Origin of the sequence: Micromonospora sp. NBC_00858 (assembly GCF_045207365.1) — a bacterium.
Taxonomy (GTDB): domain Bacteria; phylum Actinomycetota; class Actinomycetes; order Mycobacteriales; family Micromonosporaceae; genus Micromonospora.
This window is the reverse complement of the sequence record NZ_CP108828.1, coordinates 2,622,728-2,648,752: the sequence shown is the minus strand read 5'-3', so window position 1 is coordinate 2,648,752 and position 26,025 is coordinate 2,622,728. Positions and strand designations below refer to the sequence as shown.

The following is a 26,025-nucleotide window of genomic DNA, read 5'->3' as shown; positions in this document are numbered from 1 at the left end:
GGTCACCACCCTGTCACCGCTGGTCCCCCTAACCTCGCACGTCCCCGGCGGGCGGGGGAAGACCCGATGGTCTTTTCCTACCCACCGGCGGGCTTGGTGATCCCTGTCGCGTCCGGGCGGTCTGCTCGGGTGCGCCCGGTCCGCACCGATAGCATTGCCGCCCGAGAGGTGGTGGCGTGGGTATGCGCGAGAAGGTGACCGGGCTCTTCGTCGCGGCGGCGATCGCCGAGGCGTGCTCCTGGCTGGCCCTGCTGGTCGGCATGGCGGTCAAGTACGGCCCGCCGGACAACGAGCTGGGCGTCAAGATCTTCGGTCCGATCCACGGCGGCCTGTTCGTCGCGTACGCCCTGCTGGTGCTGGTGGTGGCCCGACTGCACCGGTGGAGCCTGCCGGCCACGGTGGTCGCGTTGGCCTGCGCGGTGCCGCCGTTCGCCACCCTGGTCTTCGAGCGCTGGGCCCGCCGCCGGGGGATGCTCGGCACCGACCGTCAGCCGGTGCGCGAGCCCGCCCCGGTCGGTTGACCCGCCGCCGGTCGCGCTGAGCGGTCAGGCGACCTGAGCCGCCGGTCGCGCTGAGCGGTCAGTCGGCCAGGAAGTCGGCGAGTACGGCAGCGAGCGCCTCCGGCGCCTCCTCGGCCATGTGGTGACCCGAGTCGATCGAGGTGGCCCGTACGTCGTCGGCCCACTCCCGCCAGATCGCCGCCGGGTCTCCGTGCAGGTCCACCATGTCGTCACGTTCGGCCCACACGAACAGCACCGGGCAGCCGATCTTCCGCCCGGCGGCCCGGTCCGCGTCGTCGACGGCCCGATCCGGCCCCAGGCCCGCGCGGTAGTCCTCGCACATCGCGTGCACCGTCGCCGGGTCGTGGATCGCCCGGGAGTAGTCCGCGTACGCCTCCTCGCCCATCTCGGCGGGGGAGCCGCCGTACCAGGCGTCCGGGTCTGCGTTGATCACCCGCTCCGCCGGCTTGTCGGTCTGGCCCAGGAAGAACCAGTGCCACCACCGGGCGGCGAACCGGGCGTCGCAGGTGTCCAGCGCGGCACCGATCGGGATCCCGTCGAGCACGCCGAGCCGGCTGACCCGGTCCGGGTGGTCCAGCGCGGTGCGCATCGCCGCGTACGCGCCACGGTCGTGGCCGATCACCGCGGCCCGCTGGTGACCGAGCTTGTCGAGCAGCGCGACCACGTCGCCCGCCATCGCCCGCTTGGCGTACCCGGAATGGTCGGCGGTCTCCGCCGGCTTCGTCGAACCGCCGTAGCCGCGCAGGTCCGGGCAGATCACGGTGTGCCGCTCGGCGAGCAGCGGCGCCACGCGGTGCCAGGTGGCGTGGGTACGGGGATGGCCGTGCAGCAGCACGACCGGCGAGCCGGACCCGCCGTGGCGTACCCGCAGGCGTACCGGGCCGACGTGGATCTCCTCAAGCGTGAATCCAGGAAACATGCCGAAGCCGGTGCCCGCCCGGCCGGGCCCGGAAACCCGGCCGGCCGGTCAGGTCAGCGCGGAGCAGGCCGCCACGCCGGCGAGCAGCAGCGCGCCCAGCACCGCCTGCAACAGCAGCGGTGGGCCGAGGTGCGACCAGAGCGTCGCGGTACGCGGGGTGAGCAGCTGCCCGGTGGTGAGGTTGACGATCCGCTCGATCCGGGGCGGTAGCTCCGGGTCGCGTTGCGGGCGGAGGGTGAGCTGCACGTGGTCCGCCGGGTGCAGGGCGCTCTGCGGCAGGTGGCCGTGCAGCTCCACCTCGCAGAGCTGGCCGGCGGTGTTGCGCAGCCGCACCGGGGTGACCAGGTACTCCGGGCCCTGCTTCAGCTCCTTCCAGCGCCGCCGGGTGCCGCCGCCACCAGCGGAGAAGAGCGAGCGCAGCAGCAGGGCGGGTAGCCGGGCGAACGCGGCCGCGGCGAGCACCGCGACCAGCACCGGTTGGCCGATGCGTACCTCGCGGGTGTAGCCGTCGAGCAGGCGGATCAACCGCCCGGTGACGATCCGATCCGTCGGGTGCACGATGCGTCGGGTATCGAGTCCGCTGTCCATTCCCACCACCGAGAGTCCGCTTCCGTTCACTGATCGTATCGATGTCCTCGGTTGAACGACGTGAATGAAACCTGGTCACGGGCTCACGGCCGCGAGGTGACATCCCGGGCGACCCGGGTAAGCGGGGGGTCGAGCTGGAAAGGGGTCGAGCATGCAGCTGTCCTTCCTGCGCCCGCTCTACGACCGACCCGGGCCGTGGTGCTCGGTGTACCTGGACGCCTCCGCCGACACGGAGGACGCCCACGAGGCGCTGGCCCTGCGCTGGCGTGCCCTGGCGCGTCAACTGACCGACCAGGGCGCCGACGAGGCGACCGTCGCCGCGCTGGACCGGGTTGTCCGTGGGCACGACCCGATGGTCGGCGACTACGGCCTCGCGGTCTTCGCCACCCGTGGCCGGGTGGTGCTCTCCGAGTACCTCTCCGCGCCACCGGTGCGCGACCTGGCCAGTTACGCGCCACTGCCACATGTGATGCCGCTGCTCGCACAGCGTGGCGAGCAGGTGGCGTGGGTGCGGGTGCTTGCCGACCGCACCGGCGCCGACGCGATGGCCGTCAGCGCGGGCGGGGTGCCCCGACGGGCGCACATCACCGGCCGGGAGTCCTTCCCGCTGCGCCGGGTCCAGCCCGGTGGCTGGTCCCAGTCGCGCTACCAACGGGCGGCCATGGAGGCGTGGCACCACAACGCCGGTGACGTCACCGCGGCGACCGTGGAGCTGGCCGACAAGGTCGGCGCGGACGTGGTGGTGGTCGCCGGCGACGTCCGGGCCACCGGAGTGATCGCCGCCCAGATGCCCGAGCGTTGGCAGGACGTAGTGGTCCGCACCGATGCCGGCTCGCGGGCCGGCGGCTCCGACCAGACCCTGCTGGACGACCTCACCGTGCAGACCATCGCGGAGGTCGCCGACCAGCGGATCACCGCGGCACTGGACCGGTTCGGCGTGCAGGAGGACGTGGGTGCCGGGCTCGACGCGGTCGTCGGGGCTCTGCAACGCAACCAGGTCGACACCATGCTGATCGTGGACGACCCGTCGGCCAACGGTGAGCTGTGGATCGGCCCGGAGCCGACCGAGATCGCCGTCGACCCGGGGCAGCTGTCCGCGATGTCGGTGGCCGACCCGCAGCGGGTACGCGCCGACGCGGCGCTGGTCCGGGCGTTGGTCGGCACCGACGCGGCGCTGACCGTGCTGGGCGCGGACGAGGCACCCGAGCTCACCGACGGCGTCGGCGCGGTGCTGCGGTACGTCGATGCCAGCACGCCCGGGCGCGGCAATGGCTGAGCGCAGCGTCGCCGACCTGGTGGTGGAGCGGCTGCTGGCCTGGCGCGTGCCGCGCGCCTTCGGCTTCCCGGGTGCGGCGATCGCCCCGCTGGTCGAGGCGCTCGACCGTACCGGCGGCGACCCGGCGTTCATCCCGGCCCGGCACGAGGAGACGGCCTCGTTCATGGCCACCGGGCACGCCAAGTTCACCGGCGGCATCGGGGTCTGCCTGGCCACCCAGGGGCCCAGCGCGGTGCAACTGCTCAACGGGCTCTACGACGCCAAGCTGGACAGCACGCCGGTGGTGGCGATCGTCGGCGAGGACATCTCCGGGCCGCTCGGCGGGGCGCACCAGGAGATCGGGTTGAGCCGGCTCTTCGCCGACGTGTGCAACCAGTTCGTCCAGTACGGCCGCAGCCCCGAGCACGTACCGGCGCTGCTGGACCAGGCGTTCCGCACGGCGGCGGCGACCCGCAGCCCGACCTGTGTCGTGCTGCCCCGGCAGTTGCAGGAGGCGATGGTGTCCGACCTGCAGCCGAACGCGGTGGGGGTGATCTCGGCGACTCCGGGCGAGTCGTTGGCCCGGGTGCTGCCGCACGAGGTGGACCTGGACGCCGCCGCGCAACTGCTCGGCGGCGGCCAGCGCATTGCGATCCTGGTGGGCCAGGGTGGTCGGGGCGCGGCCGAGGAGATCATCGAGTTGGCGGACCGGCTCGGTGCCGGGGTGGCCACCTCGCTGCTGGGCAAGCCGGTGCTCGACGAGCGACTGCCCTTCCACACCGGGGTGCTCGGCGAGGTCGGCACCATGGCCGCCGCCGAGCTGATGGGCGGCTGCGACACGCTGTTGATGGTCGGCACCAACGACCCGTGGACCGACTACTTCCCGATGCCCGACCAGGCCCGCACCGTGCAGATCGACATCGACGGCCGGCGGATCGGCAGCCGGTACCCGGCCGACGTGCCGCTGGTCGGCGACGCCGCGGAGACGCTGCGGGCGCTGCTGGACCGGATACCCGAGCGGCCCCACGAGGATTGGCGCGCCACGGTGGAGAGCTCGGTGGACCGGTGGCGAACCACCGCGGCCGACCGGGCCGCCGCGTCGGCCGAACCGGTCAACCCGCAGCTCGTACTCCAGGAGCTGTCCGCCCGGGTCCCGCACGTCGGCGCCGTGGCGGTCGACGTCGGTTCGGTCCTCTACTGGTACGCCCGGCACCTGGTCCTGCCGCCCGGGGTGAACGCGCAGCTGTGCGGCACCCTCGGCTCGATGGGGTGCGCCCTGCCGTACGCGTTGGCCGCCAAGCTCGCCGACCCCGACCAGCCGGTCATCGCGCTGGTCGGCGACGGTGCCATGCAGCTCAACGGGCTCGCCGAGCTGATCACCGTGGCGCACCACTGGCAGGAGTGGCGGGATCCGCGGCTGGTGGTGCTGGTGCTCAACAACCGCGACCAGTCCGGCATGGGCGGCGGGCGGCAGCCGTCAGCCGACCCGGCCCAGCGTCGTCCCGACGTGCCGTACGCCGGTTGGGCGCGGCTGCTCGGACTGCACGGCGTCCGGGTGGACCGCCCGGAACTGGTCGGCGCGGCCTGGGACGAGGCGCTCGCCGCGGACCGCCCGTGCGTACTGGAGGCCGTGGTCGACCCCGCGGTGTCGCTGGCGCCGCCGGAGCCGGCCTTCGCCGACCTGCGCGGCCTGTACGCCAACGGGGACGCCGCCCGGAGGGTCCGTGAGCAGGTGGAGCTCACCGTGAACGCGGAGGGCCTCGTTTAGGCGCGTTCCGTCGGGGCATCAGTACCCGCCCGACGACGCCTGGAGGTCCAATGCCGCAGCCCACCGACCGCCGCTACGGTCCCGCGCCGCTTCCGCGGCCGCGCGGCCCGCTGTCCACGGCGGTGACCGAGGCCCTGCGGCGACCGCCACACGACCTTCCGATGGATCTCGGCGCTGACCTGGACCCAGCGGACCCGCTCACCGACGAGGACCTGCAACTGACGTTGTTCCTCTGCTACGAGCTGCACTACCGGGGCTGGCGTGGGGTGGACGAGGGCTGGGAGTGGCAGCCGACGCTGCTGGCCGTGCGGGCACGCGCCGAGCGGCCCTTCGAGGCGGCGCTGCGCCGGCTGGTCGGCGCACCGTCGGTGCCACCCGGCGGCGTCACGGTCGGGCTGACCGAGCTGGTCGCCGCCGACGACGGCCCGCCGCTGGCCGCCACCCTGCAACGGCGCGCCGACCTCACCCAGTTCCGCGAGTTCGTCGCCCACCGCTCGGTCTATCACCTGCGGGAGGCGGACCCGCACAGCTGGGCGCTGCCCCGCCTCGGCGGCCCGGCCAAGGCCGCCCTCGTGGAGATCCAGACCGACGAGTACGGCAACGGCCAGCTGAACCGGATGCACGCCGAGCTGTTCAGGCGCACGCTCGACCGGTTGGGTATGGACACCGGCTACGGCGCTCATCTGGACGCGGTTCCCGCCGTGACGCTGGCGACCAACAACCTGATGTCGCTGTTCGGGCTGCACCGACGGCTGCGCGGCGCGCTCCTCGGTCACCTGGCGGCGTTCGAGATGACCTCGTCGCTGCCGAACCGCCGGTACGGCAACGGGCTGCGCCGGCTCGGCCTGGACGAGGTGGCCACCCGCTTCTACGACGAGCACGTGGAGGCCGACGCGGTGCACGAGCAGATCGCCGTGCACGACCTCTGCGGCGGCCTCGTCCGGGTGGAGCCGGCGCTGGCCGTGGATGTGCTCTTCGGCGCGGCCGCCGCGCTCGCGGTCGACCGGTTGTTCGCCGCGCACCTGCTGGACAACTGGGCCGCCGGCCGCAGCTCGCTGCGGGCACCCGCCCCACGGACCATCTCGGTGCCCGCGACCGCGTGGCCGTCCGCGACCGGGGGACCGCTGGCCGGAGTGGCGTAGCGCGGTCAGCCCTCCCGGGCGGTGCCCGCCCGGAAGTTGACCATCTTGTGGGTGCCGTCGCAGAACGGCTTGAGCGCCGACTTGCCGCACCGGCACAGCGCCACCGTGCCACGGCGGGCGTCGATCCGCTCGCCGTCCGGGGTGACCAGGGCAAAGTCGCCGCGGACCAGTAGCGGCCCGTCCTGGTACGGGGTGATCGTGGCGGCGGCAGGCTCGCTGGTGTGCTCGGTGTGCATGGGCCCGAAAGTGCCCGACCTGGCCCCGGCGAAACCCCCAAGTCGTCGTCCGGGCCACCCGGGGTCCGATCGCCCGGGCGACCCGCTCCCGCCGTGCCAGGGCGATCGTCGCCGAACGCCGGTGATGGCCGGCGCACCCGTCGGACCTGTGGGATTCGTGCCCCTGGGTGGGTGATGCCCCGTTTGAACCCCATCGGGACGGGAAGCCGGGCCGCGTGGTGAGCGAACGAGGCAAGGTGGGGCCGGTGCACAAGGTGCACAAGGGGCTCGTGGCCGACGGCGCCGGTCTGTCCGGTGACCGGGTAGTGGCCGTGGGCAGCGCCGCCCGGGTGCTGGTCGCCGCCACCGCGCGGGCGCTGCGCGGGGTGGACTGCGCCGACCTCGGGCAGGCCGGACCGGTGTCGCGGTTCCCCGGCGCCCCGGAGCCGGTCCGCCGCGCCGCGGTCAGCCGGGCCGCCGGTCGGGTCGCGCTCACCGTGCCCCAGGTCGACGAGGTGGACTCCGCCCGGGTGGCCCGCTGGTTCGTCGACCAGTACCCCCGTGGCCGCTACCCCGGAGTGCTGCTCGGCTCGCCGCACGGCGCGGCGGCACACCTCGCGGTGGCCCTCGGCGTGCCGTGGTTGCCGGCCGGATTCGAGATGTCCGTGCACTGGACCGACGGCGCGGTTGACCGAGCCGGGGCGGCTCTGGAGCACGGCGCGGCACTCGCCGCTCGGCTGCTCGCCGGCAACGCCGACCTGCATCTGCGCCAGGTGCACTGCCCGGCCAGTCGCGGCCCGCTGACCGGGGCGACCGTGTCGCTGGCGGCCCGCTGGCGGGCGCTACCGGCGGCGTACGCGCAGTTCCTGGCCGACCGGCTGACCCCCGGAGCCCCGGTCCTGCTGGTGCGCGACGCGCGGACCTGGCCGGTGCTGGAGCACGGCCCCGGGCACAGCTTCCAGGTCGGCTGCCCGGCCAGCGGGCTGGACCCGGTGGACTTCCACCCGGACAGCCACGCGCTGCGGCAGGTGCTGCGCTCCGTCGGTGGGGACGCCACCCGGTGGCAGCCGCCGGAGGTGTCCGCCCCGTCCGGGTACGCCGAGCACGGCGTGGACTCGGGCTTCGAACTGGCCGCGCGGGACTGGGCGGCCCGCCGGCAGCACCCGCTGCACCGGGTGCTGGTGCCGAGGCCGGGCGCGCTGAGCGCCGGGGTGGCCGACCTGTACCGGAGTTGGCTGCGCGGCGCCGGCAAGACCGGTGACCGATTGGTGGTGGAGTGCGGTCGGTTGCTCGATCCGTTTCAGGTGGTGCGGGCGGGGATGGTGCCGTACTGGTGTGAGAACGCCACCCGGCGCAGCGTCGACGAGGCCGAGTGGTGGCTGGCCGGCAGCGAGGTGTTCAGCTCGGTGGACGTGCTGCCGGAGCCGCCCGGCGTGCGCTCGCCCGCCCTGGCCGGGCTGCCGCAGTGGCTGGCGGTGGCCGGGTTCGGCCGGCGGCGTCGGGCGTTGGACCGGACCGCCGCCCGCGGCTACCCGGTCACCTCGGTGCCCACCCGCCGGGCCACCGAGGTGCTGCGTGCCCAGCCGTACGACCTGCCCGTGCCGCCTCCGCTGGGGGTCGCCGAGGCGTTGGCCGTGCTCCGCGACAGCGGCGGCCACCAGGGGTTGCTGATCTCCTGAGGCGGAGCACGCCGAAACTTCCTCGCGAACCCGGGGTCCCGTGATTGAGTACCTACGGAGCGGGAACATCGCTGGCTGCGACGGTCTGATTGCGCTGCGCAGAGGCGTTGTCGCCCGCTGGCATCCCAGTCACTGACCCACTTTCCGGCCCGGTGCGTGGCTCGACCACGCGCACGACCGGTTTCCCGATCCGGGCGGGGGACCTTCCTGAGGGAGGCGCGGATGTTCGGACAGACGAGCACGACCACGACCACACCACCACCCACCGATCGAGGTCTGGAGGATCTCGATGCGGCAGCGCTGGCGTACGCGGCCCGGATCGAGGGGCTGCCACCGGAGCGGCGGCAGGAGGCACGGGACGACCTGGTCCGCTTCGCGCTGCCGTTCGCCGGCCGGCTGGCCCGCCGGTACCGGGGCCGTGGGGAGCCGCTGGAGGATTTGGAGCAGGTGGCCCGTCTGGGGCTGGTCAACGCCGTCGACCGGTACGACCCGGAACGGGGCTCCTTCACCGCGTACGCCGCGATCACCATCGTCGGTGAGATCAAACGGCACTTCCGGGACCGCACCTGGGGCGTGCACGTGCCCCGCCGGCTGCGCGACCTGATCCTCGAAGTGGGGCAGGCCACCGCCGCGCTGACCAGCGAGCTGTCCCGGGCGCCGTCGGTGGCCGAGTTGGCGGCCCGGCTGGAGACGCCGGAGGAGGAGATCCTCGCCGCGCTGGAGTCGGCGGCCGGCTACAGCCCGGCCTCGCTCAACGCACCGGTGGGCGGGGAGAGCTCCGCGGAGTTCGGTGACCTGGTCGGAGAGTCGGACAATGCGCTGGAATCGGTCGATGACCGGGTGACCGTGAGCGGCCTGCTGCACCGGTTGCCCTGGCGTGAGCGGCGGATCCTGGCCATGCGCTTCTACGGCAACCAGACCCAGGCGGAGATCGCCGCCCGGTTCGGCATCTCGCAGATGCACGTCTCCCGGCTGCTGTCGCGGGCGCTGACCTGGCTGCGCCAGGCGATGCTCGCCGACGCGCCGCCGCCCTGGCAGAACGGCGTTGCCGAACCGGACCCGGGCAAGACCCGGATCTCGGTGAAGCAGAACGGTGACCGGGTGGTGGTCGAGGTCGGCGGTGAGGTGGACCGGGACGGCGCGGACCAGCTGCGCCGGGCGATGTTGGAGGCGGTCACCGGCCAGCCGAGCGAGGTGGTCGTCGACCTGGTCGGTGCGGGTGGCTTCGACGCCGGCGGGATCGCGGCCCTGATGGCCGGGCGGGACGCGGCGGAGCGGACCGGGGTGCCGTTGCGGCTGACCCGGGTCCAGCCCGCGGTACGCCGCTCGCTCACCGCCGCCGGCCTGGCACCCGCCCGGGACTGACCGGAACCGGGCACGCGTACCGGCATGACGAGGGCCGACACCCGGCGGGTGTCGGCCCTCTGTCGCGTACTCCCGATCAGCGTTCCTCGGTGTCACCATCGTCGCTGTGCGGGTGCCGCCAGCGCTCGTGCGGCTTCGGCTCGTCGGTGCGGTACTGCGGCGCGTCGCTCTCCTCGAAGCTCGGCCGACGCACGCCCTCGGGCTCCGGCACATCCACCGGCCGGGCGCCGGACTGCGGCGCCGGCTGGTACTCGGTCGCATCGCGGGCGCCGTGCGCGCCCTCGGCGGCGGGCGACTCTGGCACGTGATGCTCCATGTGCAGCTCGTCGGCGAAGTGCTGCGGGGGCTTCGTGGTGCGCTGCGGCAGGTCCCGACCCAGGTCGGCGACGAGCGGGCCGTACTTCAGGTCGAACGCCGGACGCTCCGAGCGGATCCGGGGCATCCGGTCGAAGTTGCGCAGCGGCGGTGGGCAGGTGGTGGCCCACTCCAACGAGTTGCTGAAGCCCCACGGGTCGTCCACCGTCACCATCGCCCCGTACCGCCAGGACTTCCACGCGTTGTAGATGAAGAACAGGGTGGACACGCCGAGGATGAACGAGAAGATGGTGGAGATCGTGTTCAGCGTGGTGAATCCGTCGGTGGGCAGGTAGTCGGCGTACCGGCGGGGCATGCCCTTGGTGCCCAACCAGTGGTGCACCAGGAAGGTGCCGTGGAAACCGATGAACATGGTCCAGAAGTGCGCCTTGCCCAGCCGTTCGTCGAGCAGCCGCCCGGTCATCTTCGGCCACCAGAAGTAGTAGCCGGCGAAGAGGGCGAAGACCACGGTGCCGAAGACCACGTAGTGGAAGTGCGCCACGACGAAGTAGGTGTCGTGGGTGTGCCAGTCCACCGGAGGGCTGGCCAGGAGCACCCCGGTGAGCCCGCCGAGCAGGAAGGTGACCAGGAAGCCGATGGAGAACAGCATCGGTGTCTCGAAGGTGAGCTGGCCCTTCCACATGGTGCCGATCCAGTTGAAGAACTTCACGCCGGTGGGCACCGCGATCAGATAGCTGACGACGCTGAAGAACGGCAGCAGCACCTGGCCGGTGGCGAACATGTGGTGCGCCCAGACCGTCATGGACAGCACGGTGATCGCGATGGTGGCCAGCACCATCCCGGTGTAGCCGAAGAGCGGCTTGCGGGAGAAGACCGGGATGATCTCGGTGACGATGCCGAAGAACGGCAGCGCGATGATGTACACCTCGGGGTGGCCGAAGAACCAGAACAGGTGTTGCCAGAGCATCGGGCCGCCGGTGGCCGCGTCGTAGACGTGCGCGTTGAGCAGCCGGTCGGCCAAGAGCGCCAGCAGTGCGGCGGCCAGGAGCGGGAAGACCAGGATCACCAGCACGCTGGTGAACAGCATGTTCCAGGTGAAGATCGGCATCCGGAACATGGTCATTCCGGGTGCGCGCAGGGTCAGGATCGTGGTGATCAGGTTGACCGCGCCGAGGATGGTGCCCAGCCCGGAGATGACCAGGCCCATCACCCACATGTTCGCGCCCACGCCGGGGCTGTGCTCGACGTCGCTCAGCGGGGTGTACGCGGTCCACCCGAAGTCCGCCGAGCCCTGCGGGGTGAGGAAACCGCCGATCACCATCAGGCCGCCGAACAGGTACAGCCAGTAGGCCAGCGCGTTGAGCCGGGGGAACGACACGTCGGGCGCGCCGATCTGGATCGGCACGATGAAGTTGCCGAACCCGAAGGCCGCCGGCGTCGCGAACAGCAGCAGCATCACGGCGCCGTGCGAGGTGAAGAGCTGGTTGTACTGCTCCGGGGAGAGGATCTGCATCCCCGGGCGGGCCAGCTCGGCGCGCATGAGCATGGCCTGCAACCCGGCCAGCACGAAGAACGCGAAGGAGGTCAGCAGGTACAGCAGGCCGATCTGCTTGTGGTCGGTGGTGGCGAGGAACTTGATCAGAGAGTTTCCGGGGATCGGTGGCCGCCGTGGTCCAGGGAAGCCCCCGAACCGGGCCGGTGCCAGGATTGCCGGACCTCGATCGCGACCGGGTTCCGTGGTTACCCGCTTCGGCATGGCTGCTCACCCCGTCGTGATGACGAAAAGGACGGGCGTGCCTACCCGACCCTCTCACCATGTAACCAGGCGGGAGCGGTAATTTCGGTCAGATCGCCGGTACCGCCGGAACCACCCCGAACGGTCAGGTCGCCGGCAGCATCGCCCAGACGGCCTTGCCGTGGCCGGCCGGCACGCTGCCCCACCGCTGCGCCAACTCCCGGACCAGCATCAGCCCGCGCCCACCCTCGGCGCGCGAGTCCGCCGACGCCGGCCGGGCCGCCGCCCGGCTGCCGTCCACCACGGCCAGATGCAGGTACGGCCGGCGCAGGGTCACCGTCACCTGCATCGGTGTGCCGGCGTGCCGGACCACGTTGCCGACCAGCTCGCTGAGCACCAGCGCGGCCGGGCCGGCCGCGTCGGGAAGATTCCACCGCGCGCACGCCTCGGCGACCATCTCCCGGGCACGCCGGCAGGCCTCAGCCGCCGGCTCCAGACGGATCCGCAGCCGGGGCGCGCTGGCGGCGCCCGCCATCCGGGTCGCCTCCGCGCAGTCGGGGGACACCGGAACCACCCGGCACGCGGACGTCTCGGCCAGCCAGCGCGCGGCGGTCGGCGGTGGGGCGCAGAGCACCACCGGCACCGCCGGCCACTCCTCGGCCCGGCGGGCCGCCGCGGCGAAGACGGACAGCGCCAACCGGTCCTGGACGGTGACCTCGGCAAGGTCGACCACCAGTGCGTCCGGCTGGGTGGCCAGCACCCGGTCCAGCGCCTCGTGCACCGTCCGCATGGTGCCCACATCCAACGAGCCGGCGAGCTGGACGACCGCCACCGGTGCCGTGTCACGCACCTCGCAGGTGATCCGGCTGGACATGAGCCCTCAATTCGCTGGTCGGTCGGGATCTGCGAACTACCCGACCCCGTGTCGGATCAAACCGGACCGACCGGTAGGGCGAGGCAGGTCTCGGTCGGGGGGAGCGGGTCACCCACGGGCCCGTCCGGTCAGCACGCCCAGTGCGATCATGCCGACGCCGAGGCCGAGGTGCAGCCAGTTGTCGGCGTCGTTGACCGGCAGCACGTTCGCCCCGGTGTCGTGGTCCACCGCCAGCCCGTAGAGCCAGAGCACCAGGTAGATGGCGCCGCCGCCGACGAGAAACGTCCGGGCGCCGCTGACCGTGCGGGCCAGGGTCAGGCCGGCCACCCCGAACAGCAGGTGCACCAGATTGTGCAGCACCGACACCTGGAACGCGCCGAACAGGTACGCACCCGAGCCGTGTCCGGCGAACCTCAGGTCGGCCGTGCCGCTGGTGATCCCCGGCACGAAGCCGAGGACGCCGATCAGCAGGAACAGCACCCCCACCGTGCCCGCCGCACGGCGTACCGGCGGCTTGCCGTCAGCCGGGTTGGGGCGGGCCCGGGAGTGCGCCATCGGTCCGATCATCACCGGCTCCTCGCTGCCGCGGCGGGCATGAGCGGTGCCGGCTACCCGTTGCCGTCGACGGCAAACGTCGACGGCAACGGGCGAAGATCAAGCCGGTTGCAGCCGCGGGGCGCCGGCCAGGTCGCGGACCCGCTGGTAGAGCTCGACGTAACGCTGGGCCATCACGGCGGGGGTGAACCGCTGCGCGGCCACCCGCCGGCACTCGTCGGCGTCGAGCAGCTCGGCGGCGAGCACCAGTTCGCCCAGCTCCTCCTCGTCGGCGGTGAGCAGCCCGGTGCGGCCGTGCTCGATCAGCTCCGGCAGGCAGCCCCGGGCGGTCGCCACCACCGGCGTGCCCAGGGCGAGCGACTCGACCACCGCGGTGCCGCCCGGCTCCTCCCAGCGCAGCGGGAACAGCGACGCGCGGGCGCTGGCGAGCAGGTCGTCGCGTTCCTGACCGGCCACGGTGCCGACCCAGCGAACCAGGTCACCGTCGACGTGCGGCGCCACCTCGTCGAGGAAGAATCGTACGTCCGGGTTCTGCCGGGCCTCGTCGCCGGCCGCGGCCAGCTCGGCCGGCCGGTGGTACGGGCCGACCGGCCCGGCCAGCACCAGCGGGATACCGATCCGGTGGGCGAGCCGGGCGCCCACGTCCTGCCCCTTGCCCGGGTTGACGCGGCCGAGGATCAGCAGGTGGTCGCCCTTCTCCGGAGCGGGTCGCCGGTCGGCGTCCACGGCCAGCGGGGTCGACAGGTGCACGTGCCCCACCGAGTGCTCCCGCAATGCGCGCGGGGCGCGGGCCAACTGCGACGCGGAGACCCCGTTGACCCGGACCCGGTCGCCGCCGTCCAGGGTGCCGTAGAGCGCGGGGTGCTTGGCCAGGTCCCAGTGCAGGGTGTGCAGGGTCGGCGGGCCGGTCGGCCCCATCGCCGCGAGGGTGGCCAGCCCGACCGCCTCCACGTGGTCGTGCACCAGGTCGATGTCGTCGCGGGCGTGCAGCTCGCGGACCACCCCGGCCAGGTGCGCCTGGGCGATCCCGCAGACCTGGTTGTACGGCCGTTGCAGCGCGGCGAACTGCCCGTCGGGAAAGACCGAGATCTTCTCGTCCACCCGCAGGGTGCTGGTCTCCACCGAGGCGAGCACCACCCGTACGCCGAGTCGCCGTAGCTCCGGCACCAGCGTGGCGACCACGTTCTCGATTCCGCCGTAGCCGGGCGGCGGCACGGACAGCCACGGACCGGCGTTCATCAGCACGGTGAGGCTCATCGGATGCGGCCTTGCCGTGCACGCGCGCCCGGCCGGTACGCCCGGGCGGTCACGCCGCGGCCACCCGTCGGCTAGGCAACCGGTGGCGCAGCTCGGCCAGCGGCGGGCGCTCCTCGATGGACACGTCGCTGACCACGATCTCCCGGTCGAGGTTCGGCAGCGTGTCCGAGCCGCCCCGCCGGAACTGGGTCAGCAGCGCCTCCGGTGACATGCCCGGGCTCGCCCAGCCGCGCCGCTGCAACCGGGACCAGGCGGTCAACATGATCTGCGCGGACATCCGCCCGAGCGCCGCCGTGTCCTGGTGCCGGTGCTTGCGCTCACCCAGGTCGACCTGCGCCAACGCGTCGAGACCGACCAGGTCGAGCAGGTCGATCAGCATCGCCGTCTCCACCCCGTACCCGGAGACGAACGGCACCTGGGCCAGCACCTCGCGCCGGCCGGCGTACTCGCCGGCGAGCGGCTGCACGAAGCCGGCCAGCTCGGGCCAGAAGAGGTTGAGCAGCGGTCGGGCCATCAGCTCGGTCACCCGGCCGCCGCCGTCCTGCTCCACGCTGACGGCGCTCACCAGCGGCCGGTGGTAGAAGCCCTTCACGAAATCTACTGACGGGTCGGTCAGCAGCGGGCCGAGCAGGCCGCTCACGAAGTGCGGCCGGAACTCCCGCAGGTCGGCGTCGATGAACGCCACCACGTCCCCCTCGGCGGCGGCCAGGCCGGCCCAGAGCGCGTCGCCCTTGCCGCTGAGCCGGGGCAGCCCCCGGGTCATCTCGTCCTGACTGACCACCTCCGCGCCGGCGGCCCGGGCCACCTGCGCGGTGCGGTCGGTCGACCGCGAATCCACCACGATCAGCTCGTCGACCAGGGCGACCCGATCCATCAGGTGCTCCCGGATGGTCGACACGATCGCGCCGACGGTGGACTCCTCGTTGCGCGCCGGCAGCACCACACTGACCCGGCTCTCTCCCTTGGCGCGCAGCAGCCGGCGTGCCGGCCAGTCCGCCGCCGACGTGGTTCGGTACGTGGCCCACGCCTCCACTACCGGTGACACGGTCGTATCCCGCACGGGCACCCCCTCCGTTCGTGCGTGGAAATAGCCGAGGGTGGTAGTTCCCACTCGCCACCACGCGCTAACCGTTCCCAGGGCAACAGCTTGATCACAAGGGTGACGCGGTCGGGTTCCCGGGGGATGAACGTTTGATTGCGCACACACCGGGGGACTGCTCCCATCGAAGTAGAAACGTTCTCGGAAAGGTTGTGGAATGCGCAGATGCCGGGTTGGTCTCGTGGGGGCCGGCGGAGTGGCACAGCGGCACGCCCGCGTGCTGGGCGGGTTCGATGACGTCGAGCTGATCGGGGTGACCGACGTGGCCCCGGAGGCGGCCACCGCGCTGGCCGCGCAGCACGGCGGACGGGCCTACGCCGACGTCGCCGAGCTGCTGGCCGCCGGCCCGGACGCGGTGTACGTCTGCGTGCCGCCGTTCGCGCACGGCCCGGCCGAGGAGGCGGTGATCGACGCCGGGGTGCCGATGTTCGTGGAGAAGCCCGTCGCGGTCGACCTGGCCACCGCCGAACGGATCGCCGACCTGGTCGCGGGGCGTGGGCTGCGTACCGCCGTCGGGCACCACTGGCGCTACCTGAGCTTTCTCGATCAGGCCCGTGAGCTGCTCGCGGACCGTCCGGTGCGGATGGTCAGCGGCGCCTGGCTGGACAAGGTCCCACCGGTGGCCTGGTGGTCACGACGGGACCGCTCCGGCGGCCCGGTCGTCGAGCAGGCCGCGCACGTGCTGGACCTGATCCGGACGCTGGCCGGCGAGGTCACCGAGGTCACCGCGTACGGCAACGGCACACCGCCCCCGGTGGACGGCGCGGACATCGACTCGGTGACCACCGCCACGCTGCGGTTCGCCAGCGGTGCGGTCGGCACGCTCAGTGCGGCCTGCGTGCTGAGCTGGAAGCACCGGGCCGGGCTGGAGATCCTCGCCGACGGGTTGGCGCTGTCGCTCACCGAGGACGGCCTGCTGATCCGCGACGCCGACGGCGAGCGACACGTCCCGGCCGACCCGGAGGCCGCCCGGGTGGCGGTCGACCGGGCCTTCATCGACGCGGTGCGGGGCATCGGCGACGACGTACGCGTCCCGTACGCCGAGGCGCTGGGCACCCAGCGACTGGCTCTCGCGGTGGCCGACTCGGCCCGCACCGGCGGGACCATCCGGCTCGCCGCCCCGGTCGAGCCGGCGGTGCTCTCCAGCGGGGTGACGGTCGATGCGTGACAAGGTCGTGGTGGTCGCCGGCCCCGGCCGGGTGGAGCTGGTCGAGCAGGACGCCGCACCGCTGCGCCCCGGCACCTTCCGGGTCGAGACGCTGTTCAGCGGTGTCTCCGCCGGCACCGAACTGAGCTACGTCAAGGGCACCAACCCGTACCTGAACGTGACGTGGAACGCCGATCTGGGGCTTTTCCAGCCGGGTGACGCGAGCACCCCGTACCCGGTGACCCGGCTGGGCTACATGCAGGTCGGCCGGGTGGTGGAGAGCGCCACCCCGGCGGTCGCGGTGGGCACGGTCGGCGCGATGACCTACGGGCACCGCACCGGCTGGCTGGCCGATCCCGTCGCCGAGCGGTTCGTCGCGCTCCCCGACGACCTGGACCCGCTGCTCGGCATCTACGTCGCCCACATGGGCCCGATCTGCGCCAACGGCCTGCTGCACGCCGCCGCCGACCTGCACGGCGCCGACGTCCGCTCGCTCGGTGACGGGGTGCGTGGCCGCCGGGTCGCGGTGGTCGGTGCCGGTGTGGTGGCGCTGCTGACCGCGCTGCTCGCCCGGCGGCACGGCGCCGCCTCGGTGGTGGTGCTCGACCCCACCCCGCAGCGTCGCCAGGTCGCCGAGGCGCTCAGCCTGGAGACCCTCGACCCGGAGGCGGACGACCCGGCGACGGTGCTCAAGACCCGGTGGGGGCACACCGTCGGCGACCGGGGTGCCGACGTGGTGTTCCAGTGCCGGGGGCAGGCGTGGGCGTTGCAACTCGCGCTGCGGCTGCTGCGCCCGCAGGGCACCGTCATCGACCTCGCCTTCTACCAGGGCGGTGCGGACGCCGTCCGGCTCGGCGAGGAGTTCCACCACAACGGGCTGTCGCTGCGCTGCGCGCAGATCGGCCGGGTCCCGCGGGGGCTCGCGCCGACCTGGGACCGGGAGCGGCTCTCCGCCGAGACCATCGACCTGCTCCGGGCGTACGGCGACGTGATCCGCAAGCACCTGGTCTCGGCGGTGGTGCCGTTCGACGAGGCGCCCACCCTGCTCACCGACCTGGCGGAGCGGCGTCGCCAGGAGCTCCAGGTGGTGCTGGCCGGCTGACCTGCCGGCGGAGCGCGCTCGCCGGGTGACGGGGCGGGCTACCGTTCCGGCCATGAGCACCCGTGAGGGTCGGCCCGTCGGCCTGACCGCCCTGCTGCCGTACCTGCGTGAGCACCGCGGCACCCTCGCCGTGGTGGGCGTGCTGTCGCTGGCCGGGGCGGGAGCGTCACTGGCCCAGCCGCTGCTCACCCGGTCGGTGCTCGACCGGGTGAGCGACGGCCTGGGTGTGTCCCGGCTGGTGGCGGTGCTGGTGGTGCTGGTGCTGCTCGGCGCGGCGATCGGTGGTCTGCGCAACTACCTCCTGCAACGCACGGCCGAGGGGCTGGTGCTGGGCACCCGGCGGCGGCTGGCCGGGCACCTGCTGCGGCTGCCCATCGCCGAGTACGACCGCCGGCGCACCGGCGACCTGCTCTCCCGGGTGGGCTCGGACACCACCCTGCTGCGGGCGGTGGTCACCTCCGGGCTCTTCGAGACGGTCACCGGGGCGGTCATGGTGCTCGGCGCGGGCATTGCCATGGTGCTGCTCGATCCGCTGCTGTTCGGTGTCACCCTGCTCGGGGTGGGGCTGGGGCTGGGCTTCGCGGCCACCTTCGCCCGGCGGGTCCGGGCGCTGGCCCGCGCCGCCCAGGAGCGGATCGGCGAGATGACCTCGTCGGTGGAGCGGGCCATCTCGGCGGCCCGGACCATCCGGGCCAGCCGGGCCGAGGCCCGGGAGACGGAGACCGTCACCGGCAGCGCCCGGGCGGCGTACGGGGCGGGGCTGCGGGTGGCCCGGGTGCAGGCGGTGGTCGGGCCCATCGGCTCGGTCACCGTGCAGGGCGCGTTCCTGCTGGTGCTCGGCATCGGCGGGGCCCGGGTGGCCGCCGGCGCGATCACCGTCGGGGATCTGGTCGCCTTCGTCATGTACCTGTTCTTCCTGGCCCTGCCGCTGGCCCAGGTGCTGAACGCGTACACCCAGTTGCAGACCGGCCTGGGCGCGTTGCAGCGGATCGAGGAGATCCTGGCGGTGCCGGCGGAGGGAGCGGCGGACCGGCCGGTGGCCGTGGGTGCCACGGCGAAACCCCGCGGCCCCGCCCCGATGATCGAGTTCGACCGGGTGGGGTTCGGCTACCCGGGCGGCGAGCCGGTGCTGCACGAGGTGAGCTTCGCGGTGCCCACCGGCACCCGCACCGCCCTGGTCGGCCCCTCCGGCGCCGGCAAGTCGACCCTGCTGGCCCTGGTCGAGCGCTTCTACGAGGTGAGCGCCGGCGCGGTCCGGCTGGACGGCAGCGACGTGCGGGAGCTGCCCCGCGACGCGCTGCGGGCCCGGCTCGGCTACGTCGAGCAGGAGGCCCCGGTGCTGGCCGGCACACTCCGGGAGAACCTCTTGATCACCACGCCGGACGCCGCCGACGACCGGCTGCACGAGGTCCTCGACAAGGTCAACCTGGCTCATCTGGCCCACCGTTCCCCGCAGGGCCTGGACGTCCAGGTGGGGGAGGGCGGGGTGCTGCTCTCCGGGGGTGAGCGGCAGCGGCTGGCCATCGCCCGGGCGCTGCTGGCCGGCCCGCCGGTGCTGCTGCTCGACGAGCCGACCAGCAACCTCGACGCGCGCAACGAGGCGGCGCTGCGCCGCGCCATCGACGCGGTGGCCGTCCGCCGGACGCTGTTGATCGTGGCGCACCGGCTCGCCACCGTGGTCGACGCCGACCAGATCGTCGTCCTCGACGGCGGCCGGGTGGTGGCCGTGGGCACCCATGCCGAGCTGACCGCCACCGACCCGCTCTACCGGGAGCTGGCCACCCACCAGCTGCTGGTCGGCTGACCCGGCGGCGTCGGGTTCGACATGCCGGCGACCGCCCGACCGGTCGGGCCGCAGGAGCCGGCTCGAATCGCGTACCGTTGCCGCTCATGGGTGTGTCGCAACGGTTCAAGAGCAAGTTCCGGCGGTTCCTCCAGCGCCCGGGCACGACCGTGGAGCTTGCTCCGCTGGAGAAGCTGCTGCCGGCGATCGAGGCGCGCGAGGATGACCTCGCCGCGCTGGACGACGCCGCGCTGACCGAGGCCGCTGGCAACACGGTCGGCTACGAGGAGATCTGCGCGGTCGGCCGGGAGGCCGCCCGCCGTGGCCTCGACCAGCGGCCGTACGACGTGCAGCTGCTGGGCGCGATGGCGCTGCTCTCCGGCAAGGTCGCCGAAATGGCCACCGGTGAGGGCAAGACCCTGACCGCCGCGATCGCCGCGTACGGGCACGTTCGGCTCGGAAACGGGCCGGTGCACGTGCTCACCGTCAACGACTACCTGGCCCGCCGCGACGCGCAGTGGATGGAGCCGGTCTACACCCTGCTCGGCCTGACCGTCGGCTGGGTCAACGAGGCGTCCACCCCGCAGGAGCGGCGCGACGCGTACTCCTGTGACGTCACCTACGTCTCGGTCAGCGAGGCGGGCTTCGACTACCTGCGCGACCAGTTGGTCACCGACGTGGCCGACCGGGTGCAGCCGTCGCTGACCACCGCGATCGTCGACGAGGCCGACTCGATCATGATCGACGAGGCCCGGGTTCCGATGGTCCTCGCCGGCGCGGTGCCGGGCGAGCAGGACCCGGTGCACGCCGCCGCCGCGCTGATGCGCGGGCTGCGCAAGGGCCGGCACTACACGGTCGCCGAGGACGGGCGCAGCGTGGCGTTCACCGCCGCCGGCCTGGCCGCCGTCGAGGCCAAGCTCGGCATCGACCTGTACGACGAGGACCACGTCGCGCAGCTCTCCGCGGTCAACGTGGCGCTGCACGCGCACGCCCTGCTGCACCGTGACGTGGACTACATCGTCCGGGAGGGCTCGGTCGAGCTGATCGACGAGATGCGCGGCCGGGTGGCCCAGCGCCGCCGCTGGCCGGACGGGCTCCAGGCGGCCGTGGAGGCCAAGGAGGGCCTGGACGCCACCGCCGAGGGCGAGGTGCTGGGCACCATCGCCATCCAGGCGTTCATCGCGCTCTACCCGAAGGTCTGTGGGATGACCGCGACCGCGGTGCTGGTCGGTGACCAGCTGCGGGAGTTCTTCGGCCTTGAGGTGGCGGTGATCCCACCGAACACCCCGTGCGTCCGCGAGGACGAGCCGGACCGGATCTACGCGACCCGGGCGGAGAAGGACGAGGCGCTGATCGACGAGATCCGGCGCTGCCACGCCGAGGGGCGGCCGGTGCTCGTCGGCACGCTGGACGTCAAGGAGTCCGAGGGGCTGGCCGCCGGGCTGAACGCGGCCGGGGTGCCCTGCGTGGTGCTGAACGCCAAGAACGACGACGAGGAAGCGGCGATCATCGCCGAGGCCGGCGCGTACGGCGCGGTGACCGTCTCCACCCAGATGGCCGGCCGGGGCGTGGACATCCGGCTCGGCGGCAGCGACCAGACCGACCGGGAGCGGGTGGCCGAGCTGGGCGGGCTGTACCTGATCGGCAGCGGCCGGCACGACAGCCGCCGGGTGGACGACCAGCTGCGCGGCCGGGCCGGCCGGCAGGGCGACCCGGGTGGGTCGGTCTTCTTCGTCAGCCTGGAGGACGACCTGGTCATCCGGCACGCCGCCGACGCGGTGCCGGCGTCGCCGCGGATGAACGCCGACGGCCTGGTCACCGACGAGCAGGTGGACTACGCGGTGGAGCACGCCCAGCGGGTCGCCGAGGGTGTCAACCACGAGATCCACCGCAACACCTGGCGCTACAGCGTGGTGATCGAGCAGCAGCGCAAGGCCCTCGCCGAGCGCCGGGAGCGGCTGCTGACCAGTGACGTGGCCGCGCTGATGCTGCTGGACAAGATGCCCGAGAAGGCCGGCGAGATGGACGAGGATCTGCTCGCACGGGCGGCCCGGGCCATCGCGCTCTACCACGTGGATCGCCTCTGGGCCGAGCACCTGGCCGAGCTGTCCGAGGTTCGCGAGGGCGTGCACCTGCGCGCGCTGGGCCGGCTCGACCCACTGGACGAGTTCCACCGGGCCGCCGTGCCGGCGTTCAACAACCTGTTCCCGGAGATCGAGGCCCGCACCATCGCCACCTTCACCGAGACCGAATTCGACGAGGACTGGCAGCCTGATGATGGCACCCTGGTCCGCCCGACCGCGACGTGGACCTACCTGGTGCACGACAACCCGTTCGGCTCCGAGCTCGACCGGCTGATCGCCTCGATCGGCCGGCGGCTCAGCGGAGCCGCGCGCTGACGCGTCGGGGCCTGCGGCTGTCGGGGCCCCTGTCGCGCGTCCGCGCGTCGCAGGGGCCCCGATTTACGCCGTTTCGACCCTGGTTTGCGAGGGTAGTAGCCCGGGTCGGTCAAGTCGGGAGAGAGCAGACGGTGACACAGGTGATGACGTCGGCTGGAAGCGCGCGGGGGCGTACGGGGGCTGCGGACCGGTGAACCTGGACATGCGGGAGCCGGTGGCGGAGCGCCTCGGCGTGCTGGAGACTGCCGCGTTGCTGCGGGAGTTGACCGCCGGCCTGATCGCCCTGACCGATTTTGACGAGGCGTTGCTGGCGCTGGTCCGGGTCACCCGGGACGCGGTGGCCGGGGTGCGCTGGTGCGGTTTCACGGTCCTGCGTGCCGGCGAGCCGGCCGGGGTGGCGGCCTCCGACGAGCGGCTGGCCGGCCTGGACGACCTGCGGCACGGGCCGGACTCGCCGGCGATGAGCGCCATCCAGCGGCGGGAGATGATCCTCGCCGTGGACCTGGCCGGTGAGCCACGCTGGCCGGCCTGGACGGCGCGGGCCCGCGACCTCGGCGTACGCGGGGTGATCTCCGCACCGGTGGACATCGACGACCAGGTGATCGGGGCCGTCAACCTGTACGCCGGACCGTCGGATCTGCTCACCCCGCAGCACCAGTTGACCGCGATGCTGCTCGCCGAGCACGCCGGGCTGCTGCTGGCCGCGGTCCGCGACCGGGGCCGGCAGGTCGCGCTCGCCGGTGAGTGGGACGCCGCGCTGCTGCAGGACGGGGTGGTGGAACAGGCCGTCGGCGTGATCATGACGCAGCGCGGCTGCACGCCGGCCGAGGCCCTCGATGTGCTGCGCACCGCCGCGTCCTCGTTGGCGATCCCGCTGCGTGAGGTGGCCGAGCGGCTGGTCCGGACGGTCTCCCGCCAGCGCGACAACTGACCGGGCCGGTGACGGTGCCCGTTCTTCCGGCGGGCGGCGAGTCGGGCGGCGTCGTTTCGTCGCGGCCGGGCTCGGGTAGCAACCTGGTCACGTGAGCTGCGCCGACCAGGGGGAGGACCGATGCAGAGCCGGCTGCGGGTGCAGGGGCACCCGATCCAACCGATGCTGGTGACGTTCCCCTTCGGGCTCTTCGTCAGCGCGACCGTCTTCGATCTCACCGACGTGGCCGGCGGGCCCGCCTTCCTCGGCGAGGTCGGCTACTGGACCGGTGTCGCCGCGCTGTTCGCCGCCGCGCTGACCGTGGTGGCCGGCATGGTCGACCTGTGGGACGCGCCGGTCGACCGGACCCGCCGCACCGCCGTCGCCTTCAACCTGGTGAACGCGGCGATGGCCGGCCTGTTCCTGGTCACCTGCCTGATCCGGGCACAGGCCCCGCAGCGTGGCGCCTCGGTCGCGATCCTCGTCACCGAGCTGGTCGCGCTGGCCGTGGGCGGGGTCGGCGTACGGCTCGGCGCCCGGCTGATGCGCCAGTTCGACGCCGGCCGGGCTGAGACCGGCAGCCTGGACACGCTCGCCGGCTCCACCGTCGAGATCGCCCGCCCGCGCCCCTGACCGACCTGCCCCGGCCTCACCCGCCCGAGGCTCCAGTCGGGCACCCCGTGCGGTCGCCGGAGGTCCGGCAAACCGGTTGCCGTCGGCGTGACCGGCCGGCCAGGCTGTCCGCCATGAGCGACGAGCGTGACGTGGCCGAGCTGATCGCGGAGGCGGCCGCCGCGCCGGTCGACGGCTGGGGATTCGACTGGCTGGCCGGTCGGGCCACCGAGGAACGCCCGCCCTGGGGGTACGCCGGGCTGGTAGCCGACCGGATGGCGCGCGCCGACGCGGCGCTGGACGTGGACACCGGCGGCGGCGAGGTGCTCGCCGAGGTCCCCCGGCCGCCGAGGCTGCTGACGGCCACCGAGGCCTGGCCGCCGAACGTCGAGGTCGCCCGGGGCACCCTGCGGCGGGTCGGCGCGACGGTGGTGGCGGTCACCCCGGATGCGCCACTGCCGTTCCGCGACGCCTCCTTCGATCTGGTGGTCAGCCGGCACCCCGTACGGACCGACTGGGCGGAGACCGCCCGGGTGCTGCGTCCGGGCGGGACGTTCCTGTCCCAGCAGATCGGGGCGGGCACCATGCGCGAGCTGAGCGAGGCGATCCTCGGCCCGTTGCCGCCGCCGGATCAGCGACACCCTGAGCACGCCGTGACCGCCGCCCGGGCCGCCGGGCTGAGCGTGGTCGACCTGCGCCGGGCCACGTTGCGGGCGGTCTTCCACGACGTCGGCGCGGTGGTCTGGTTCCTGCGCAAGGTCGTCTGGACGGTGCCGGGCTTCACTGTGGACCGCTACCGCCCCCAGTTGCTCGCCCTGCACCACCGGATCGCCACCGAGGGCCCGTTCGTGGCCCACGCCCAGCGTTTCCTCATTGCGGCCACCCGCCCCTGACCCGCCCGCCAGCCCGCGCTCCACCCGTCAGTGCGGGTGGGGGTGGGTCTGGTGGTGGGCGGCCAGGACGTCGGCGCCGAAGTCGCTGGCGGGGCGACGCAGCACGGTGTGCGCGTGGTTGCCGTCCTCGGTGGTGTTGTCGTATTCGATCAGCAGGTCGTCGCCCTGCACCCGGTAGTAGTGCCGCTGCCCGGGGCGGGTGGGGCCGGCCCAGGCGAAGTGCAGTTGGCCGCCGTCGAGTCGGCCCGCCTCCCGGATGGCCAGCTCCGGCGGCAACCGGTCGAGGTAGAGCGCGACCACCTGGTCGAGCAGCGCCCGGCCGGTCGGCCCCAGCCGGTCGGCCGGCACGCCGAGCGGCTCCAGCGGCGCGTCGACCCGGCCACGGGTGGCGCTGATGATGTCCGCCGGTGCCTCGTCGGCGATGATCGCCGCGGCCCGTTCGGCCGGGCCCAGCGCGTCGAGCAGGGCCCGGGCCAGGTCCTCCTCGATGCCGAGCGGCCGGGAGACGGGGCGGCCGGCGTACCGGACTGCCGCCGGGTTGGCGCCGAAGAAGATCGGCGCGGGGGAGACCTGGTCGTCCACCACGGTCATGTTCACCGAAAGGTGGTGCCCCTCCAGCCGCCACGCCCAGCGGTCGTCGCGCGCCGGATCGCCGAACACGGCGATCCAGTAGTCGCCGCTGTGTCGCCCGCGATGCCAGCCCTCGGCCCGGTCCAGCACCTCCTCCAGTGCGACGATCGCCATCGCCTGCGCGTACGCCGACGGGCTGAGCGCGGTGGCCAGCAGCCGGTGCGCGGCCTTGCGCCCGGCGATGTCCAGCTCGGCGAGGCAGGCACCGGGTCGGGGCCGGGGCCGGTACTCCAGCCAGCGTCGGGCCGCCTCGTCGTCGAACGGGCGCACGGCCTGGTCGCGGGCCGCCGGGTCGAGCGCGGCCAGCAGCGCGGTGGCGGCGGCGCGCATCTGCTCGGGCAGGGGATCTTCCATCGGCTCTGTATACCGGCCCGCCGGGGCTGGCGTCAGCCGGCCCGCAGGAGCGCCGCCATCTCCGGCAGGTCGAAGAACTGCGCGGTCTCCGCGGCGGACGGGTTGCCGTGCGCCGGGTCGGCGCCGGCGGCGAGCAGCGCGCGGACCGCCTCGGTGCTGCTGCGGAAGACCGCGGCGGCCAACGCGGTCTGGCCCCGGTCGTTGGTCCGGCTGTGGTCCGCGCCGCGAGCCAGCAGGGCGGCCACCGTGGACGGGTGGGCGTGGTACGCGGCGAGGATCAGCAGCGTGTCGCCCTTGTCGTTGGTCAGGTTGACCGGCAACCCGGCGTCGAGCTGCGCCGCCAGTTCCTCGGTGGAGCCCGCCCGCGCCAGGTCGAACATCCGGTGCGCGAACGCCAGCGTCTCGGCGTCGAGGTCGTCGGTCACCGGTCCAGGTTAGTCGCCCGGGCCCTGATAGGTTGCTCGGCCGGCGCGTTGGGGGAGGTCCGTTGGGTGAGACGGTGTACGTGGGCAACGCCGGTGTCGACGGTGCCGGCAACGCGGGTTGGCTGCTCGGGCACTTCGCGCTGCCGGGGGAGATCCGGCACAGCACCGACGTCGAGGTGAAGTGGGGTGTGCACCCGCCCGGGGAGGCCCGCTCGCGGTGGGCGACGGGGGAGCGGCGGACCAGCCTGCTCGTGCTGATCGAGGGGCGGTTCCGGGTGGAGTTGCCGGACCGGACGGTGCGGTTGGCCGCGCCGGGCGACTACGTGGTGTGGGCCCGCGGGGTGGACCACTCCTGGTACGCCGAGTCGGCCTCGGTGGTGCTGACCGTGCGGTGGCCGTCGCTGCCCGGCTACCGGGTGGATCCGCCGGTCCTGCGCTGAGCGTCGCCGCGTCGAGGCCGGCGTCCCACCAGTCGGAATTACC

Annotated in this window: 24 protein-coding genes; 14 read left to right on the top strand and 10 right to left on the bottom strand. The window is 73.4% G+C overall.

Going from position 1 to position 26,025, the window contains the following annotated elements; translation table 11 throughout:
* The first annotated feature begins 182 nt into the window (after nucleotides 1-182).
* Nucleotides 183-521: a DUF3817 domain-containing protein gene (locus tag OG990_RS12490; protein WP_328426663.1), complete on the top strand. Its 339-nt coding sequence runs from the start codon at nucleotides 183-185 to the stop codon at nucleotides 519-521.
* Nucleotides 522-579: 58 nt separating this feature from the next.
* Here the strand turns inward: OG990_RS12490 and OG990_RS12485 are convergent, their stop codons facing one another.
* Together OG990_RS12485 and OG990_RS12480 are read right to left on the bottom strand one after the other, a co-directional pair.
* Nucleotides 580-1,440, bottom strand: a complete 861-nt coding sequence (locus OG990_RS12485; protein WP_406080544.1) for an alpha/beta fold hydrolase — start codon at nucleotides 1,438-1,440, stop codon at nucleotides 580-582.
* Between the two features lie 48 nt (nucleotides 1,441-1,488).
* Nucleotides 1,489-2,037, bottom strand: coding sequence for a hypothetical protein (locus OG990_RS12480; RefSeq protein WP_355607909.1), 549 nt, complete (start codon nucleotides 2,035-2,037; stop codon nucleotides 1,489-1,491).
* 142 nt (nucleotides 2,038-2,179) lie between these two features.
* Here OG990_RS12480 and OG990_RS12475 point away from each other — a divergent pair, with 142 nt between their 5' ends.
* Genes OG990_RS12475 through OG990_RS12465 form a run of 3 tightly spaced genes read left to right on the top strand, consistent with a single transcriptional unit; the run spans nucleotide 2,180 to nucleotide 6,193 of the window.
* Nucleotides 2,180-3,304, top strand: coding sequence for a Vms1/Ankzf1 family peptidyl-tRNA hydrolase (locus OG990_RS12475; RefSeq protein ID WP_406080542.1), 1,125 nt, complete (start codon nucleotides 2,180-2,182; stop codon nucleotides 3,302-3,304).
* On the top strand, nucleotides 3,297-5,051 hold the full coding sequence (locus tag OG990_RS12470) for a thiamine pyrophosphate-binding protein (RefSeq protein ID WP_355607754.1): 1,755 nt from the start codon (nucleotides 3,297-3,299) through the stop codon (nucleotides 5,049-5,051). Before OG990_RS12475 ends, OG990_RS12470 begins: the two co-directional genes overlap by 8 nt.
* Nucleotides 5,052-5,101: 50 nt before the next feature.
* Nucleotides 5,102-6,193, top strand: a complete 1,092-nt coding sequence (locus tag OG990_RS12465) for an iron-containing redox enzyme family protein (protein ID WP_406080540.1) — start codon at nucleotides 5,102-5,104, stop codon at nucleotides 6,191-6,193.
* A 5-nt stretch (nucleotides 6,194-6,198) separates the two neighbouring features.
* On the opposite strand, the gene OG990_RS12460 is transcribed toward OG990_RS12465, so the two are convergent.
* Nucleotides 6,199-6,429: a CDGSH iron-sulfur domain-containing protein gene (locus tag OG990_RS12460; RefSeq protein WP_406080538.1), complete on the bottom strand. Its 231-nt coding sequence runs from the start codon at nucleotides 6,427-6,429 to the stop codon at nucleotides 6,199-6,201.
* A 245-nt stretch (nucleotides 6,430-6,674) separates the two neighbouring features.
* Here OG990_RS12460 and OG990_RS12455 point away from each other — a divergent pair, with 245 nt between their 5' ends.
* Together OG990_RS12455 and OG990_RS12450 are read left to right on the top strand one after the other, a co-directional pair.
* The gene (locus OG990_RS12455; RefSeq protein ID WP_406080536.1) at nucleotides 6,675-8,087 is read left to right on the top strand and encodes a hypothetical protein; all 1,413 of its coding nucleotides are present in this window, start codon (nucleotides 6,675-6,677) and stop codon (nucleotides 8,085-8,087) included.
* Between the two features lie 222 nt (nucleotides 8,088-8,309).
* The gene (locus OG990_RS12450) at nucleotides 8,310-9,452 is read left to right on the top strand and encodes a SigB/SigF/SigG family RNA polymerase sigma factor (RefSeq protein ID WP_406080534.1); all 1,143 of its coding nucleotides are present in this window, start codon (nucleotides 8,310-8,312) and stop codon (nucleotides 9,450-9,452) included.
* Nucleotides 9,453-9,528: 76 nt separating this feature from the next.
* On the opposite strand, the gene ctaD is transcribed toward OG990_RS12450, so the two are convergent.
* From ctaD to OG990_RS12425, 5 genes are all read right to left on the bottom strand, one after another.
* The gene (ctaD, locus tag OG990_RS12445) at nucleotides 9,529-11,523 is read right to left on the bottom strand and encodes a cytochrome c oxidase subunit I (RefSeq protein ID WP_386991120.1); all 1,995 of its coding nucleotides are present in this window, start codon (nucleotides 11,521-11,523) and stop codon (nucleotides 9,529-9,531) included.
* A gap of 124 nt (nucleotides 11,524-11,647) precedes the next feature.
* Nucleotides 11,648-12,376, bottom strand: a complete 729-nt coding sequence (locus OG990_RS12440) for an ATP-binding protein (protein WP_386991121.1) — start codon at nucleotides 12,374-12,376, stop codon at nucleotides 11,648-11,650.
* 108 nt (nucleotides 12,377-12,484) lie between these two features.
* Nucleotides 12,485-12,943 carry a DUF4383 domain-containing protein gene (locus tag OG990_RS12435; protein WP_406080532.1) on the bottom strand — a complete coding sequence of 153 codons (459 nt, stop codon included), beginning with the start codon at nucleotides 12,941-12,943 and terminating at the stop codon, nucleotides 12,485-12,487.
* A gap of 87 nt (nucleotides 12,944-13,030) precedes the next feature.
* Nucleotides 13,031-14,188 carry a glycosyltransferase gene (locus OG990_RS12430; protein WP_406080530.1) on the bottom strand — a complete coding sequence of 386 codons (1,158 nt, stop codon included), beginning with the start codon at nucleotides 14,186-14,188 and terminating at the stop codon, nucleotides 13,031-13,033.
* A 49-nt stretch (nucleotides 14,189-14,237) separates the two neighbouring features.
* Entirely contained in the window at nucleotides 14,238-15,221 is a 984-nt protein-coding gene (locus OG990_RS12425; protein ID WP_328426655.1) for a glucosyl-3-phosphoglycerate synthase, read from the bottom strand.
* A 223-nt stretch (nucleotides 15,222-15,444) separates the two neighbouring features.
* Between OG990_RS12425 and OG990_RS12420 the strand changes: the two genes are divergently transcribed.
* The 7 genes from OG990_RS12420 to OG990_RS12390 all read left to right on the top strand — a co-directional run bounded on the left by OG990_RS12420 (nucleotide 15,445) and on the right by OG990_RS12390 (nucleotide 24,133).
* A complete protein-coding gene (locus tag OG990_RS12420; RefSeq protein WP_386991127.1) occupies nucleotides 15,445-16,455 on the top strand; it encodes a Gfo/Idh/MocA family protein in 1,011 nt (336 codons plus the stop codon).
* Complete coding sequence (locus OG990_RS12415) at nucleotides 16,448-17,536, top strand: zinc-binding alcohol dehydrogenase (protein WP_406080528.1); 1,089 nt, start codon at nucleotides 16,448-16,450, stop codon at nucleotides 17,534-17,536. The genes OG990_RS12420 and OG990_RS12415 overlap by 8 nt, the downstream gene beginning before the upstream one ends.
* 52 nt (nucleotides 17,537-17,588) lie before the next feature.
* On the top strand, nucleotides 17,589-19,340 hold the full coding sequence (locus OG990_RS12410; RefSeq protein ID WP_355607777.1) for an ABC transporter ATP-binding protein: 1,752 nt from the start codon (nucleotides 17,589-17,591) through the stop codon (nucleotides 19,338-19,340).
* Between the two features lie 86 nt (nucleotides 19,341-19,426).
* Complete coding sequence (secA2, locus tag OG990_RS12405) at nucleotides 19,427-21,718, top strand: accessory Sec system translocase SecA2 (RefSeq protein WP_406080526.1); 2,292 nt, start codon at nucleotides 19,427-19,429, stop codon at nucleotides 21,716-21,718.
* Nucleotides 21,719-21,908: 190 nt separating this feature from the next.
* Entirely contained in the window at nucleotides 21,909-22,649 is a 741-nt protein-coding gene (locus tag OG990_RS12400; RefSeq protein ID WP_328417032.1) for a GAF and ANTAR domain-containing protein, read from the top strand.
* Between the two features lie 120 nt (nucleotides 22,650-22,769).
* The gene (locus OG990_RS12395) at nucleotides 22,770-23,261 is read left to right on the top strand and encodes a DUF2231 domain-containing protein (protein WP_328417030.1); all 492 of its coding nucleotides are present in this window, start codon (nucleotides 22,770-22,772) and stop codon (nucleotides 23,259-23,261) included.
* A 113-nt stretch (nucleotides 23,262-23,374) separates the two neighbouring features.
* Nucleotides 23,375-24,133 carry a class I SAM-dependent methyltransferase gene (locus OG990_RS12390; protein WP_406080523.1) on the top strand — a complete coding sequence of 253 codons (759 nt, stop codon included), beginning with the start codon at nucleotides 23,375-23,377 and terminating at the stop codon, nucleotides 24,131-24,133.
* A gap of 27 nt (nucleotides 24,134-24,160) precedes the next feature.
* Here OG990_RS12390 and OG990_RS12385 read toward each other — a convergent pair whose 3' ends face one another.
* Both OG990_RS12385 and OG990_RS12380 read right to left on the bottom strand, forming a co-directional pair.
* Nucleotides 24,161-25,117 carry a DUF3500 domain-containing protein gene (locus OG990_RS12385; protein ID WP_406080521.1) on the bottom strand — a complete coding sequence of 319 codons (957 nt, stop codon included), beginning with the start codon at nucleotides 25,115-25,117 and terminating at the stop codon, nucleotides 24,161-24,163.
* A gap of 32 nt (nucleotides 25,118-25,149) precedes the next feature.
* Nucleotides 25,150-25,542, bottom strand: coding sequence for an ankyrin repeat domain-containing protein (locus OG990_RS12380; RefSeq protein ID WP_406080519.1), 393 nt, complete (start codon nucleotides 25,540-25,542; stop codon nucleotides 25,150-25,152).
* Between the two features lie 62 nt (nucleotides 25,543-25,604).
* Between OG990_RS12380 and OG990_RS12375 the strand changes: the two genes are divergently transcribed.
* Nucleotides 25,605-25,982 (top strand): signal peptidase I, encoded by a 378-nt coding sequence (locus tag OG990_RS12375; protein WP_328417023.1) that lies wholly within the window; start codon nucleotides 25,605-25,607, stop codon nucleotides 25,980-25,982.
* Nucleotides 25,983-26,025: the final 43 nt, after the last annotated feature.